9 protein-coding genes and 3 pseudogenes are annotated in these 16622 nt (G+C 37.3%); 3 read left to right on the forward strand and 9 right to left on the reverse strand.

Going from position 1 to position 16622, the window contains the following annotated elements:
* The first annotated feature begins 190 nt into the window (after positions 1-190).
* Both JCM15092_RS14605 and JCM15092_RS01780 read left to right on the forward strand, forming a co-directional pair.
* Positions 191-3030 (forward strand): annotated as a pseudogene (locus JCM15092_RS14605) (bifunctional fucokinase/fucose-1-phosphate guanylyltransferase).
* A gap of 16 nt (positions 3031-3046) precedes the next feature.
* Positions 3047-3430: an L-rhamnose mutarotase gene (locus tag JCM15092_RS01780; RefSeq protein WP_024993158.1), complete on the forward strand. Its 384-nt coding sequence runs from the start codon at positions 3047-3049 to the stop codon at positions 3428-3430.
* Between the two features lie 95 nt (positions 3431-3525).
* On the opposite strand, the gene JCM15092_RS01785 is transcribed toward JCM15092_RS01780, so the two are convergent.
* The 5 genes from JCM15092_RS01785 to JCM15092_RS01805 all read right to left on the reverse strand — a co-directional run bounded on the left by JCM15092_RS01785 (position 3526) and on the right by JCM15092_RS01805 (position 8050).
* On the reverse strand, positions 3526-4869 hold the full coding sequence (locus JCM15092_RS01785; protein ID WP_024993159.1) for a FimB/Mfa2 family fimbrial subunit: 1344 nt from the start codon (positions 4867-4869) through the stop codon (positions 3526-3528).
* A gap of 10 nt (positions 4870-4879) precedes the next feature.
* Positions 4880-5830: a fimbrillin family protein gene (locus JCM15092_RS01790; protein ID WP_084488404.1), complete on the reverse strand. Its 951-nt coding sequence runs from the start codon at positions 5828-5830 to the stop codon at positions 4880-4882.
* Positions 5831-5923: 93 nt separating this feature from the next.
* Positions 5924-6403 (reverse strand): hypothetical protein, encoded by a 480-nt coding sequence (locus JCM15092_RS01795; RefSeq protein ID WP_024993161.1) that lies wholly within the window; start codon positions 6401-6403, stop codon positions 5924-5926.
* On the reverse strand, positions 6400-6633 hold the full coding sequence (locus JCM15092_RS01800) for a hypothetical protein (RefSeq protein WP_024993162.1): 234 nt from the start codon (positions 6631-6633) through the stop codon (positions 6400-6402). Before JCM15092_RS01800 ends, JCM15092_RS01795 begins: the two co-directional genes overlap by 4 nt.
* The gene (locus tag JCM15092_RS01805) at positions 6620-8050 is read right to left on the reverse strand and encodes a carbon starvation CstA family protein (protein WP_024993163.1); all 1431 of its coding nucleotides are present in this window, start codon (positions 8048-8050) and stop codon (positions 6620-6622) included. Before JCM15092_RS01805 ends, JCM15092_RS01800 begins: the two co-directional genes overlap by 14 nt.
* Positions 8051-8126: 76 nt before the next feature.
* Between JCM15092_RS01805 and JCM15092_RS01810 the strand changes: the two genes are divergently transcribed.
* Positions 8127-9602: a glycoside hydrolase family 10-like protein gene (locus JCM15092_RS01810; protein WP_024993164.1), complete on the forward strand. Its 1476-nt coding sequence runs from the start codon at positions 8127-8129 to the stop codon at positions 9600-9602.
* Positions 9603-9675: 73 nt separating this feature from the next.
* Here JCM15092_RS01810 and JCM15092_RS01815 read toward each other — a convergent pair whose 3' ends face one another.
* The 4 genes and pseudogenes from JCM15092_RS01815 to JCM15092_RS01830 all read right to left on the reverse strand — a co-directional run bounded on the left by JCM15092_RS01815 (position 9676) and on the right by JCM15092_RS01830 (position 16622).
* Complete coding sequence (locus JCM15092_RS01815; RefSeq protein ID WP_024993165.1) at positions 9676-11409, reverse strand: histidine-type phosphatase; 1734 nt, start codon at positions 11407-11409, stop codon at positions 9676-9678.
* Between the two features lie 5 nt (positions 11410-11414).
* Positions 11415-13600: pseudogene (locus tag JCM15092_RS14610) on the reverse strand (GH92 family glycosyl hydrolase); the annotation flags it as partial.
* Between the two features lie 138 nt (positions 13601-13738).
* Positions 13739-15152 (reverse strand): annotated as a pseudogene (locus tag JCM15092_RS14615) (glycoside hydrolase family 28 protein).
* Between the two features lie 27 nt (positions 15153-15179).
* Positions 15180-16622, reverse strand: coding sequence for a glycoside hydrolase family 28 protein (locus tag JCM15092_RS01830; RefSeq protein ID WP_024993166.1), 1443 nt, complete (start codon positions 16620-16622; stop codon positions 15180-15182).

A 16622-nucleotide genomic window follows, 5' to 3' on the forward strand; every position in this document is an offset into this window, starting at 1 on the left:
AAATAGATTATACTTATGAAAAAAGCAAAAAAGTGCAATTAAATCGCCGCATATTATTGTACGCGCGATGAACTTCTGTTTGCTTTCTGCTCAAATATTCCTGATTTAATATTGCTTCATTGAAATTCCTAAAAAAGAGATTATATTTGTATGGATATGTGATAAAGGATTTGTAATTAAAAATCTATATATGAAAAGGCTTCTTTCTTTACCTCCCAATTTGGTGAAATATTTCTCTGAAATAGAGCGGGTTAATCCTGATGAATGGTTCTGTACATCTGATCCTATAAACAGTAAACTTGGTTCTGGAGGTGGAACTACTTTTCTGCTTGAGGAGTGTTTCGAACATGAAAGAAGCGGAATAACTATAGATGAATGGTTAGGAAAAGAGAAAAGAATATTACTTCACGCAGGTGGACAGAGCCGTCGTTTGCCTGGATATGCACCTTCTGGAAAAATTCTTACTCCTATTCCTGTTTTCAGATGGGCTAAAGGGCAAAGGCTTGATCAGAATTTACTACAGCTGCAACTTCCCCTATACAACAAAATTATGAAGAAGGCTCCGGTGAGCCTTCATACGCTTATTGCAAGTGGTGATGTGTATATACGCACTGATAAACCCTTACAGAACATTCCATCGGCAGATGTGGTTTGTTATGGACTATGGGCTGACCCTATGCTTGCAAAGAACCATGGTGTATTTGTATCGTCAAGAGAAAAACCAGATGAGTTGGAGTATATGATTCAGAAACCTTCGGTAGAGACTCTGGCAGAGCTTATGAAAAGCCACCTATTCTTGATGGATATTGGAATATGGCTACTAAGTGACAAAGCTGTGAGCCTGCTAATGAAACGCTCAAAGAAAAATGGTGCTATATCTTACTATGATATGTACTCTGAGTTCGGATTGGCACTAGGAAATAGGCCAAAAATAGAGGATGATGAGTTGAGCTCACTCTCAGTAGCAATATTACCTCTTGATGGTGGAGAGTTCTATCATTTCGGGACAAGTCGTGAATTGATCTCCTCAACTCTTGCAATACAGAACATTGTCAGAGATCAGCGTGAGATAATGCACTATAAGGTTAAGCCACATCCTGCAATGTTCGTACAGAACTCTATTGTCAACAGAGCTCTTACATGCGACAACTCAGAGATATGGATTGAGAATAGCTATATAGCTCAGAAATGGAGATTGAACAAGCAAAATATCATAACAGGAGTTCCGGTAAACGATTGGAATATAGAGATTCCATCGGGAGTCTGCGTTGATATTGTACCTATTGGAGAAGATGAATATGTAGTGCGTCCATATGGCTTTAATGATCCTTTCCGTGGTTCTTTGGCCTATGATAACACAATCTTTTTGGGTGATTCTGTAACAGAATGGATTAGTGCACGTGGTATCTCTCCTAATGAGATAAACGGTAATGAGGATATTCAGTCGTCTGAGATATTTGCAGTTGTAAAATCTGTTGATGACATAGAGAAGGTATTGAAGTGGATGATATCTGAGCCTGAAAACAGTGAAGGCTTGAATATCTGGATGAAGTCAAAGAAGATTTCGGCAGATACAATATCCTCAATAGCCAATATAAAAAGATTATACAGCCAGAGAGACTCTTTCAGAAAAGAGAACTGGGAATCTCTATCGGCAAATTATGATAGCAGTGTTTTTTATCAGTTGGATTTGAAAGATGCGGCAAGGAACTTTGCAAGGAACAATATAGATTTGCCAAAAGCTCTTCCTGAGAGTGCATCACTTATGAGAAAGATAGGTGATAGCATGTTTAGGGCTGAGGTTGAGAGACGTAATGGCAGACCTTTTGAAAAATATGAAGAGAGAGCTTTCGGACTTATGAGGGAGAGTCTTGTTGAGTCAGCTCTTTCAAAGAAACAGTCGCCTCAACTATCTGTTTTCTGTGACCAGATCGTTTGGGGAAGAAGCCCGGTCAGGATAGACTTGGCTGGAGGATGGACAGATACTCCGCCATATAGTCTCTATGAAGGTGGAAATGTAGTCAACCTGGCTATTGAACTAAACGGGCAACCACCTTTGCAGGTATATGTAAAGCCATCTAAAGAGTATAAGATTATTTTGCGTTCTATAGATATGGGGGCTATGGAGGTAGTTACGTCTTATAAAGAACTGTCAGAATTCAAGAAGATAGGCTCACCATTCTCTATCCCCAAAGCGGCACTGGTTCTTGCAGGATTTCATAATGATTTCTCTGCTGAGAGGTATATCACTTTGGAAGAACAGTTGAAGGCTTTTGGATCAGGTATTGAGATCACTCTTCTCTCTGCTATTCCTGCAGGTTCAGGACTTGGTACAAGTTCTATACTTGCTTCTACAGTGTTAGGTGCGGTATCCGACTTCTGTGGGCTGAATTGGGATAAGAATGAGATATGCAATAGGACACTTGTCCTGGAACAGCTGCTTACTACTGGTGGAGGATGGCAAGACCAGTATGGAGGTGTATTGCATGGGGTTAAGCTATTGCAGACAAATCCCGGTATAATACAGACTCCTATGGTTCGTTGGCTTCCTGAATCTCTCTTTACAGATGCTGAGTACAGAAGTTGTCATATTCTTTATTATACAGGAATTACCAGAACGGCTAAAGGTATATTGGCAGAGATAGTTAGGAGTATGTTCCTGAACTCTCATGAACATCTTTCACTGCTTGCTGAGATGAAAGAGCATGCTCTCGACCTATACGATTCTATAGTTCGGGGTGATTTTGTTCAGATGGGACAACTGATAGGAAAGACTTGGGAACAGAACAAGCTTCTTGACTCAGGGACAAATCCTGACTCTGTAAACATGATTACTGAGAAAATAAAAGATTTATGTCATGGATATAAGTTGCCAGGTGCTGGAGGTGGAGGCTATCTATACATGATAGCAAAAGACCCTGAAGCGGCAGTACGAATAAAAAATATACTTTCGCAAGACAGATAAATGGTTCTGCAAGGTTTGTAGATATGTCATTGTCACCTACAGGATTACAGATAAGTAGGAGCTAATTTTAAAATATATATTATGAAAGAGGATGGTTATAGAGTAAAGAGCTATAGTGAACCAGTAAAAAGATATTGTCAGACTCTTGATCTGAAAGAGAATCCGGAACTTATAGAGAGATATAAGTATTTACACAGCAGTGAAGCTTCATGGAAAGAGATTCGTGCCGGTATACGTCAGGTAGGAATACTTGAGATGGAGATATACATCATAGGAAGTAGACTATTCATGATTGTTGAGACTCCTCTTGACTTCAACTGGGATGAGGCAATGGGAAAACTGGCCACTCTTCCAAGGCAACAGGAGTGGGAAAGTGTAGTAGCGGAATTCCAGAAATGTGAACCTGGAGCAACCTCTTCGGAAAAATGGAGACTTATGGAACGAATGTTCTATCTATATGAATAATAGATTTTAAACATAGATAATAAAAATATCACCCGGCTATATATCACATACGGTCCGGGTGATTTCCACTTTTTCTATAATGAAAGATAAATTTTTTATTTTTTAAAGGTGTAAGCTTTAACAAGTCTTAGATAAAATATCCTTGACTCATCGCTGGTCTTCTTTATGTCTGAACTCTCTGTGAATCTAAATGAACTTATAATATTGTCCTTATTCAAGCAGAGGAATCTTGTATCAGAATCATCAAATATAGGGTAACCATTTGCCGCTTCAATCTTATCGTTCAGTTCATCAAGTTTGTCCCCATTGAAGGTCTTCTTCAGGTATGTAGCCTGCTCCCAGGTAGGAAGTGACCATCCTGTTATTCCATTGATAGAGTAGGAGCTTATTATATCATCTGCTTCAGGATATGTACATTCCCACTCTTTGAGGGATAAAAGAAGTAGCTCTGTACCACTCTCTACTGACTGAGCATTTGCAACAATGCAGCCATTCCAAATCTCACCCTTTTGCGGAGCATCATCATCATTGTTGTCATCCTTATTATCGCCTTCTTCTGTTGCATTGCCTGATGATGAACTAAAATCGAATTCAGCCAATAACGGATCTTCCCATCCCTTTGTAATTATATTACCATTTATGGTCACTTCGCCTACAAAACTTCCTTTTACTATAAATGGTTGAGATGCCTTTGGTGATCCTTTGAATATATATGAATAGTTACTAAGCGAACTTTCTTTCTCTATTGATATTTTGAAGGTGGTATTATCACTGCACCCAGGAAATATATATACGGGTCCTGCTTTCCATATTCCATCAATACCAAGATAACAATCTAAACTAAGTTCATCACCATTATTACTCTTTTGGTACTCTCCATTATAGTTTATTGCATTATAAAGTGGTGAAATAGAAAATCTGACCTTTTTAGTATTCAAAGGAATTCCACTAAGCGCTACCTCAAGAGATGAGACACAATATGTCATTGAGAGTTCCACATTTATATTCTTCTTGTCAACGGTTATATTTGTAATCCCCATCATCATAGATTTCTTAGAGTGTTTAAGCGATTCATTCTTAAACTTAATAAGTTCTTTCATAGATGGTTTTTCAAGTATTGAGTACTCTTCTCCGCATCCGGAAATAGTGACAATCTTGTAGCTGCTTTTCCCAAGATTAAACTGAATTGAATCAGCAACAGAGTTAATCTTCAGATAAGAGTGAAAATCGCCGTTTTCTTTGAATACATAAGCATATAACGGGAACACTATCTCTGAATCAGATAGACTTCTTGTCTTTACATTTATCAATTTAGTCTCACCATTATCACCAGGATCAGAATTACCGATATCTTCATCAGTTATCTTTTGACAGTATGACAAACATAATATAGAAGCTATACCCAATACAATGTTTATTAGCCTTGAAAATATATGCATGCCACTATTATTATAAGTAAATATCTTCAATTATATTGCCCTCTTCCCAACTTGTTATTTGGGGCTCTTCAATGTCGATATTACCATCTTTCAAGTGGATATTATACTGATATATAAAGCCGGTTTTTAAATAATGATCAGATAATGATGATACTTTCTCAACGTTGGTAGCAAGAGGTGTAGAATAATTTATAGTGAATTTTATTTCAGATTCAGTGCTCTTAGGAGTCGTAATGATAAAGAACTCTTTAGAAACTCCATTCATCTGATGATTGGGAGATATAGTGAGTTCATTTAAGTCGATGGACGTATCAATTTGGGATTTTTTATCCTCAAATGAATATATCAATGTGGAGAAGAGTCTCGGACTACTTAACTTAATTGTGTTAATGGTAGCGTTTGCAAACTCTCCTGATCCAACAATGTTAATTCTTATTAGGGATAATGCATGTTTGAATCCGTTTTCTCCGGTAAAGGAGACGATACCTTTGGATACTTTATAATCGGTTGATTTACTGGCAATCAATAAATCATATTTATTCAAGTTTGCAAAAGTACCATTTTGAGTAACGAGAGAAGCTGAAAAGACAGAGTCGTATGTACAGTTCTCGTTGTAAGGATAGAAAGAGTCGAATTGGTGAGAGTTTATTGTATCGGCCCAGATGGAGTTACTTGACGGGTTCCACTTATTATTTTTTAGAGACCACTTACATAACTTCTTACCATCCATGAATACACAAATGCTGTCGTCTTGAGAGAATGATAGAGCTTTAATGCTACTTCCAGAATATCTGGATTCAATTTTGTCACTATATATTGATGCCTCAATTTTCAATTCCGGCATCTCTGCTTGTAAATCTTCTTCATCTTCTGAAGAACATCCTACAAACATATAAAATAGTGCAATCAACAAACTTTTTGAAAATAATGAAAAGTTGTTTGGTAAATTTAACTTACACATTTTATTATGATTTATTATGGTTAATTCTAAGTAAACAATTATAAATCAATAATGTTTAATATGCGATAAGTTAAATTTACTTAAATAATTTTTTTAGAAATAGAACCCCAAACCAACTTTTACTCCAAACTTACTATAATCAGAGGGTTTTGTAAGACTATAGTTATAATAAATTACAGGTTCAATAGTAACAGTTTTGTTTAAAAAAAATGCATAACCAATTTCCGGTGTGAAACAAGTTATATGCTTGTCTCCTCCATCAAAGTAGTCTATTGTTTTATATTCCATTCCAATGCCTCCGAACGCACCTGTATTTGGTAGATAGTACCTTACTTGTGCTCCAAGACTCTTCTCATAATGAGCAATCTCAGAGTTCACAATAAGAGCAAAGTTATCTTCAAGGAAATTTCCTACTGAAAGCCCTAGCCCGAAATTGTCTTCTATAAATCCATTATGAGAAATATTAATTCCGGTAAATGAACCATTTATATGCCATTTACCTTTTTCAAATTGAGCATAAGTCGTTGTAGTACTTACAATAAAAAGTATTACAAGTAAAATTATTTTTTTCATTGATTGTTTTTGTGGCTGTTATTTAAATAGTTCTCTCTTTTATCTCTTCTCTTCTCTTGAGCGCGAAGAGATATCCAAAGCAAGAATATAATTAAGTAAGATGAAAATACTAAGAGAAATTTCTCTGTATCGGTTGATTCATGGTTACGAGGCACGAAGTATACTGCCATTGCTGTGGCATATATAAATAGCATGGCTGGTAGCCAGTTAGATTTCTTATATCTTTTCATAAACTGATGATTTTTGTTTATTAAACCAGTAAATAAATAATATTAATGCTAATAAAGTCAATGAACCTCCAACAATATATGATAATGTAGTTGAAAGAGATAACCCTTCGGGTGCAATACATATATATGTAGAACAAACTGCTGTCATGAAGAGTGCAGGCAGTAGAGTAATTAAATAGTTTTTCTTTGCTTTTACTAGGTATACGGTTACTGCCCATAATGTGAAGACAGCTAATGTCTGATTACACCAAGCAAAATATCTCCATATCATATCAAATCCTGCGCTATCTTTAAGACTATACAGAAGGATTGCTATTGTAACTGTGAAGATAGGTATGCTAATATATAATCTCTTTCTTATGATTTTTTGATCAAGATGAATGAAATCAGCAACAATAAGCCGTGCAGAACGAAGTGCTGTGTCACCACTGGTGATAGGGGCAGCGATAACACCAAGTATAGCAAGTACACCTCCTACAGTTCCTAACCAATTGTGGGTTATACTATCGACTATTATTGAGGCATTTCTCTCTCCAAAACCATTTTCATGGAAGAAATATGTTGCTGCAGCTGCCCAGATAAGAGCAACTATACCTTCTGTAATCATAGAACCAAAGAATACAATACGTCCTTCTTTCTCAGTTTTCATACACCTTGCCATAAGTGGTGACTGAGTAGCGTGGAATCCGCTGATAGCTCCACATGCTATAGAGACAAACATGATAGGAAATATAGGAAGATGATCAGGATGGGTGTTTTGTAATCCATCTGTAATTTCAGGAAGATTTGGGCAATTTACGTATAGTGAAATCAGAATACCAAAAGCCATGAAAAGAAGTGCAACGGCAAATACCGGATATATCTTTCCGATAATCTTGTCTATAGGTAACAGAGTGGCAATCACATAGTATAGGAAGACAATAATAATCCAGAATGTTTCATCCATGTAGTCAGGAGTAAGTTTAGCAAGAAGGGCAGCAGGACCTGCAACAAAGACTGCTCCAACCAGGACCATTAATATTACAGTGAAACCGCGCATAAGTTGTTTGGTAGTCACTCCAAGATATCTACCAATTATCTCCGGAAGACTCTCTCCCTGATGTCTTAAAGAGAGCATACCCGAAATGTAATCGTGTACAGCACCTGCAAATATAGTTCCAACCACAATCCAGATGTATGAGGCAACTCCAAATTTTGCTCCCATAATTGCACCGAATATAGGGCCTAGTCCAGCAATATTCAAAAACTGAATCATGAATATCTTCCAAGTAGGCATAGGAATGTAATCAACTCCATCTGTCATTGTTAAGGCAGGTGTTTTTCTTGTCTTATCAGGACCAAAAACTCTTTCTATATATTTACCATATAAGAAATAACCACAAATTAATAGTAGTAATGCGATAGTAAAAGTTACCATATAGTTAGTCTGTTTATTATCGCAAAAATAATGAATTCTATTATTACTTTTTATCTTTGTATCAAAATTAAAGATAATGAAGACATTAATAACGACTTTATTTATATATATATGCATCCCTCTCTCAGTATGTTGTCAGGTAAATAGTGATAAATATGAGATAAGGGCTACTTGGCTAACTACACTTGGAGGAATGGACTGGCCAAGATGCAAGGCACAGAGTACATCCTCTATTGATAAACAGAAAAAGGAGCTATGTGATATATTAGACCGTCTTAAGGAGGCAAACTTCAACACTATACTTTTCCAGACAAGGTTGAGAGGTGATGTAATTTATCCATCAAATATTGAAAGTTATTCAGAGGCTCTTACCGGAAAGACAGGTGGTGATCCAGGCTATGATCCTTTAGCGTTTGCTATTGAGGAGTGTCATAAAAGGGGTATGGAGTTCCATGCCTGGATTGTTACAATACCTATAGGTAATGCTCGACAAGTGAATATGCTTGGAAAAAACAGCGTGGTAAAGAAGGACAGAAGTTTATGTAAGTATTTTGAAAATAGCTGGTATCTCGATCCAGGTAACCCCGGTACAAAGGATTATCTTACAAGAATCATCAACGAAATTGTATCTAGGTATGATATTGATGGTGTCCATCTTGATTATATAAGATATCCTGAGAATGCAACTTTCTTTCCGGATAAAGATACATTCAGAAAGTATGGCAAAGGTAAGGATATTAAGCAGTGGAGGAGAGACAATATAACTTCTATTGTACGCTCTATCTATGATGAGGTAAAGAGCAAAAAGCCTTGGATAAAGGTTAGCAGCTCGCCTGTCGGTAAGTACAGAGATACTCAGCGATTCTCATCAAAAGGATGGAATGCTTATGACATCGTTTTTCAGGATGCACAGAAGTGGCTTAAAGATGGTATACATGATATTCTATTCCCTATGATGTATTTTAATGGAAACAATTTCTATCCTTTTGCTCTGGATTGGAAAGAGAACTCGTCGGATAGATGGATTGTTCCTGGACTAGGTATATATTTTTTATCTCCATCTGAGAAAAATTGGCCGTTGGATGAGATTGCTCGTCAGATATTTTTCATAAGAAGATATAACCTGGAGGGAGAAGCATTCTTCAGAACTCAGTTCCTTCTTAATGATACTAAGAGTATACTTAGTGAATTGAAAGAGGAGCTTTATACCACACCGGCACTTGTACCACCAATGAGGTGGGTGAATAAAGCAAAACCTTTATCTCCTAAGTATGGAGATATAGTAATGGATGGCTCTGTGATAAAGCTCAGTTGGAAATCTCCTGATACTGTTGATGAGGGTGGAATAATGTTTAATATTTATGGTTCAAACAAATACCCTGTCGATATTAGTAAGAGCGAAAACATTATAGATATCAATATAAGGAGCAATTCGTACAGTTTTGCACCTAAGTTACCTTGGAACAGCAAGATATATTATGCAGTTACATCGGTAGACAGATACGGCAACGAGAGTGCTCCATTCTTTATAAACAAACCGCTTAAATTCTGATTATTTGTATAGATACTTATAAAATATTCCCTTGTATAAATCTTGTTTATACAAGGGAATATTAATAAAGTGATTATTGAATCTTCTTGGATAGGTAACTTCGTACATCATTCCAGTTGTAATATGGAGAATTATTGGTCTCTACAGGGAGATGTACCTCTTTTTCATTCACCATAAATTTTACTACAATATCCGACTTATCATTCTTATAGAAAATAATCTGTAAGTTGCCTGCCATAGGAGTGATGTTGAAATCTTGCCATGCCAGATGATATCTATCTTCGTCACGCTCTCTGGCTGAATACTCTTCTATGCCTAAAAGAGTAATAAGTCTGAGAAGGTTGGTGTCGTGTCCGAATCTTAATGTAGCTGACTCTTTACCATTTTTTATAGCTCTATCAGCTTTGTCGATGACATCTTTCAGAAGTGAAGAGGCACTCATTGCAGGGATACCCTTATTTATTGGGGCACCACCATTGCATAGGTACATCCTGTAGTTAATAGATTTCCATATACCGAATAGCTCGTTAGTAGTAAACAGGTCGTATAGTGACATGTCAGGCATTGTGTCCTGCATATCCGATGCTATCCAATAAAGCCCCATCATCAGCTCGTCAGCCTTCTTCTTTTCGATTGGATTTACAAATAGAGAGCTGATTAATCTTTCGGAGTTCATGTTTCTCTTTTCAAACTTAGTGAAAGCCTCTCTCCATTCAGCATCCTTTCTGTTCCACTCTGTCATCTCGGGAGTGTCGAATGCCATATAACTCATGTTCTTTTTATCGGAATCCTTTTTAGTCTTAAGGCTTTTATTAAGTCTAATTAGTTCGTCAGTGAAACATTGCATACTTTTTATGCATCTGGGAAAAGTTGTAGAGTATGCAGAAATGTTCCTATTTCCATTTAAAACTTCAGGAAATCTGGCAAACATACGTCTTGCTATCTCTCTGTGTTGCTGTTCACCTATAGGAGAGAGCAAACCGGCATTGCCCTTGGCATTCTGATATATGATATCTAACCTTCTCTTTACATCTTTCCCGAGCTCTGTCAGCTCAACATTTTCAAAAGCATTTACTACATCGGTATATCTGTTCTCTTCAGATATCCATCTTGAGCCATGTCGTCCGTAATGACTTATATAGAAAGGTGTGTACCCTTCAGGAACAGGGGTTTGTTGCCATGAGTAAGCAGGGTAGGCGAAGTAGGTGCTTCCACTTTTCTCCGGCATCAATGTAATTTGCTCTTTTATGTCGAAGATAGATTCAACATCACTCTTTACCTCCCAGTCAATCTCCAGAGGATTGTTTTTCATCTTCCATATTATTGGGAGAGATGGGTTATCAAGAATCCACATCTCACAACCTTCATAATCTTCAATGACATGAAGCAGCGGTTGCTTGCTGTTTAAAATCTCCTTTGTCGGAGCGATACGATATGCTACATTGCTATATACAAAAGCACCTCTATTTTTAAGTTCTTTGTATGCTTTGCGCGATAATATGTTGAATGTTTCATTCTTAGGGAGAGTTACTATATTCTTATCTATTGGCTGAAGAAAACTGAGCGATGTTCCACTGTTCAATGCTTCAGGAAGAGTTATAAACTCGCTGCTTTGCCATTTTGTATTTCTCTCAATACTCAATCTCACTGAAAGGGTATCATTGTATAGATAGAAAGTAGTGTTATATTTTCTTGTCTGCCCATGCAGAGAGTAGACGAAAAGTAAATTCTCACTCTCAATAATCTGTGCACAAAGTTTAATGGATGTACAGAGTATAACAGATAATATGAATATGATCTTCTTCATAATAATTATTTATCGGAGAACATCTTCTTTCCCCAGTTTGTTGGTTCTGACGAAACCTCTATGACAAGTTTGCCACCATTTACAATATCCTGATGTCTTAATGTTGAATATGGATAATCATTTCCATTCAATGTGACCGATTTTATATATACATTCTTCTCTGATAATGAAGGAACAGATATCTCGAACTTCTTACCTCCATCAAGGTTTATACATGTATAATCTACGATAGGGGTATTTATAATATAATAGTCGTGCCCGGCATTTGGATATAGCCCAATTATATGGAATGCGAGCCATGAGGACATTGCTCCGGAGTCATCGTTTCCTGGTAATCCTATAGACGAATCATTATAGTTCTTATTGATAATTTCCCTTACCCTTTCACTGCTCTTGTATGGTTTACCTATCCAGTGATATAGACATGGGCTGAGGAATGACGGCTCATTGTTCACGTTAAAGAACCCCTTGTTAAAGAATATGTCGAGTCTCTTTTCAAACATCTCTTTGCCTCCACTCTTTTCTATAAGTCCATTTACATCGTGAGGAATACTTAGAGAATATTCCCATGAAGTTGCTTCATAGAAGAAGGTGCTCCACCAAGGAGTGTACCAAGGTGCTTCAGATGTTACAGGAGTATAGAGATAGGTAGGTTTCTGCTTATTTGAGTGACCGAATGGAAGTCTGTCGAGCCATTTCCCATCCTTATCACGTGGCATTATGAATCCCTTAGCTCCCTCATGTAAGTAGTCATCTCTCCATAGATTCTTCCAGTTTCCTGATTGCTTCAAGTATTTCTTATATAGATTCTCTTTGCCTAACCCTTTTGCAACAACAGCAATAGCGTAGTCACAGAATGAATACTCAACGGTGCGATTGCCGGCACGGTCTATTCCGAAAGGTACATATCCCAACTCAAGGTATGGATGAGGCCTCCTCTGCCTTCTGCTTCCTCATTCCCTCCTGGAGGAACAGTGGCATCTTTGAGCATAGCTTGTAGGCCAAGTTCATAATCTATGCCTTTGAGTCCCTTTACAAAAGCATCGGCGACAACAATCTCGGCATTTGAACCTCCTTGTGTTCTTCCGTTTGAGTTTCCGCTACGTGCATCCGGCATATATCCGTCACGTTTGTATATATTAATCAATGAGCGTACCAGGTCAACCTCTCTTTGAGGGTCTATAATTGTTATCAGGGGTAAAGATGTACGGTATGTGTCCCATATTGCGTAGAAGTCGTCGTAGTATGGTTCATTATCAGACCATAATGGATTTTCTCCACTTCTGTCAACAGGCATCAACATAGTATGATATAGTCCTGTATAGAACATTTTCTTATATTTATCAGAGGCATTTTGGGATATGGAGATTTTGCTAAGTAGCTTCTCCCATTCTGATGTGAGATTGTTTAGTACTTCGTTGAATGACCAATGTGGAATATCTCTTTTCAGATTTTCATGAGCTTTGGCTGAACTGATAAATGATATTCCTATCTTTAAGTTTACTACTGAGTCTTTGTCAGAGAACCTTAGAAGTGCACCGGTTTTTTGATATGAATCAAACTGAATAGCTTCTTTGCTTATCTTTGTTCCTTTCCATGTATTCCATTCCACGAAGGGTCTGTCTAATTCAGCAAAAAAGTATACTGTATATGCTTTCCCATTATTCCATCCACCACGTATTCTTGAGTATCCTTCAATCTGTGTATCAGATACAATCCTAATCTCCGAGCCTACAAACTGCTGTGCCTCGCGAGCATCAGGTATAGGGCTCTCTCCTAAGAAAAATCCTGCATCTATCATAAGTGACTTCAGAGAGTCCTTTGGATAAGTAAATTTGTAGAAAGATGCTCTTGGAGCGGTGGTAATCTCTGTCTTTATTCCACTGTTCTGGAATGTAGTCGAGTAATATCCCAACTTTATCTCTTCATTTTTACGATAGTCTATATGAATGATATTGTCAAGATCTTTGCAGAATGGGGTAACAAGTATATTACCATATTTGGGGCCACCTCCCGTGCCACTCACATGTACCTGTGCGAATCCATTTACTTGTGCCGGCATTGGAAGCCATCCGCTGTTAGGATCGGCAGTACAATCAGGCGAAGGTTTCACCATACCAAAAGGAGTTGAAGGACCAATAAAGACTCTTCCAAGACCTTCTGATCCAATCTTGGGATCAACATACGATGAAAAGTTTGTCGATTCCACCCTTTTTGATTTCTCTTTCTGTTCGAAAGAGAAATGACTGCCTTTCTGTCCCGACGCCATCACGGAAGGGACAGAAGAATCAGCCAAAACAAAAAAACTCTGAATGGAATTAGAGTCATATTATCTCTTATTTATGTTTATTCTACTTGTATTAATCTGCTTAATATCTCCGGCAGCATAGTCAGGAGCAGTATCTCCCCAGAATACATTGCTGTCTGTGATTGTAATATCTGAAGCACCTTCTATATAGAAAGCATAGGTCTTATCGTATACAAATGGCTCTCCTTTACAAGGTCTCTTGTCATATACACCTCCAGGGAATGTAGAACGTTTGTAGAGCTGTACATCAACATTGTCGAAGAAGATGTTGTTGACCTTGTCCTGAGTATCTCCACCTATGAAAATACCATTTTCACTTGTACATTTTATATTAGTGAAATAGATATTGTTTACTTCACCGCATGCTCCATCTATAGCACCTTTAGGGAAACGCCATCCTGCATCCTTATGGTTTCCGATAGCTCTTGGGTATGATGTAACATATATTGGCTCAGCTTTTCCCCACCATACATCAGAGTAATATTTACAGTCAACGAGCATATTCGAGAAGATAACATTGGTAACTGTTCCCTCATCACGGTTCTGTATTCCGATACCACGGTTGCTATCCTTTATGATACAGTTGTTGAAGAGTACATTGTTTATCTTATCCATATTTTCCGATCCAATCTTGATAGCACAAGAGCGAGAGGTCATGATGCAGTTGTTTACAACTATATCTTCACAAGAACCGTATTCGCTATACTCTCTTCTGTTCTTTAGGCATATGCAGTCGTCACCCGATTCGATAAAGCAGTTTGATATTCTTACTTTCTTTGAGTGATCTACATCTATTCCATCTCCATTTCTGATCTTCAGATTGTTAAGTATATTTATTCCATCGATATTGGCATCATAGCATCCTATAAGATGAAGAGTCCAATAAGCACCTTGCTTAAGAGTCACATCTTTAACTGTGATGTTCTGACAATTTATAAGTGTTATTACATGTGGACGAGGATCAAAATCTGTTATAGGTTTCAATTCGTATGAGTCGCTTAACTCTTTTCCCATAAAAGCAACACCATTGCCATCTATTTCTCCACGACCTGTTATTGAAATATTCTTCAAATCTTTTCCACTTATCCACATCATACCTTCACCTTCATTCTCCTTGAAAGCGCTCTCTTTATAAATCTTCTCGTCAGTTGGCAAGAAGTCTTGAATTTGGTTCAAGTTGTAGATTTACAAAAGAGGCTAGGTGTATAGGTCCACATAGAAAAGTATGTCCTGCAGGAACTAAAACTATACCTCCACCATTCTCAGAACATTTATCAATAGCCTTTTGTATAGCAGAAGCATCATCAGACTTGCCGTCTCCACTAGCTCCATAGTCCATTATATTGTAAATATTTCCTTCACTTTTAGAGGCGTTACATCCTCCGACAAGAAACGCCAGTATCAACAGGATGAATATTTGGTTAACTTTCTTCATATAATTTATTTTGTTCGTTTTAAGTTTCTATTTTTCTATTTTGGCTCTATTCACATTCTCATAATAAAAGATTTCATATCCTTTATTAGGTGATTTCTCGCCTATAACATCTTTAATGAATAGCCCATCTATATTTTTGAATTTGTATGCATTTTCCCACTCTTTTTGCACTCTTTCTTTGTTCCATACAAGAGAGCAATCTTTCATATATAGATTATTCACTCCGTCAAAGAGGTAACCGTCACGAGCTCTTTTATCTTTAGCACTCTCAGGTTCTATAAAGAGTTGTATATTGTTGAAATGTATATTATTCAATCTGTTGCTGAATCCTTCAACTCTTATTCCACTCTGTCCGTGTGCAATTATATTCTGTAGTGTCACATTCTCAATATTGCCTCCACTAGAGTGGTTGTTCCTGCTCTGAATGGTAAGCCATATAGGATCTCCATTTCCCCACCAGAATGTAGCTTTACGTACAGTGTTTATTGTAATGTTTGATATTGTTACATTTCTAATTGTCCCACCATCGCGCATTATCATATTTATTCCTCTGTTGGCATCTTTTATAACGCAGTTTGATATTGTTATGTTCTCAAAATTATTGTTAGATTCAGTACCAAACTTCAGGGCGGCTGAAGATGATGTGAGTATGCAATTTGTTATAGCAATTCCATTGCAAGCTCTTGAATATCCATCTCTGTTTGTCGTTTTTAAGCAGAGTGCATCATCACCCGTATTTATGTTACAGTCACTAATCATTACATTACTGCATCCATCAATATCAAGACCATCAGCGTTAACTCCATTGTCTGGATTTGAGTAGATATAAATTCCGTTTACATAAACTCTATCGCACCACTGAAGGTGTACAGACCAGAAAGATGACTCTATAATTTGAATATCTTCAATATGCACATTCTCGCAGCCGGTAAAGTTTATGGCTCCGGTAAATGGAGGAACTTTCTTGAACTTATCTCTATAATCAACACCATATTTAATGGCATTTAATATCTCTCTTCCAGTAATCGAGTCATTGAAATTTGTTTTAGGCTCACGACGATAAGCAACTCTTTCGGCACGACAGTTTAGTGTTCCTTTACCGGTAACTGATATGTTTTTTACATTATTGGCTGATACAAGAACTTCAATAAATTCATTGTCGGCAGCCCCGACAGAGACCTTCTCTCCTCCATAATCAGATATTTTTCTGCTGGCATAGATTGTAGCTCCGTTATCCAGATAGAGATTGACATTATCTTTAAGCATTATAGTTGTCGATAGATAGTTTCCTGCAGGTACTAGGACTGTTCCACCACCTTTGCTGCTACACTCATCTATTGCTCTCTGAATAGCAGTAGTTGATAGTAGAGTGGTATCCGACTTAGCGCCATAATTCATTATATTATAGTTCTGTGCTTTGGTGACAGCTATAATACAAGAAAGGATTAATATGGAAATATATCTCTTCAT

The organism is Phocaeicola paurosaccharolyticus JCM 15092, assembly GCF_000613805.1.
GTDB classification, from domain to species: Bacteria; Bacteroidota; Bacteroidia; order Bacteroidales; family Bacteroidaceae; genus Phocaeicola; species Phocaeicola paurosaccharolyticus.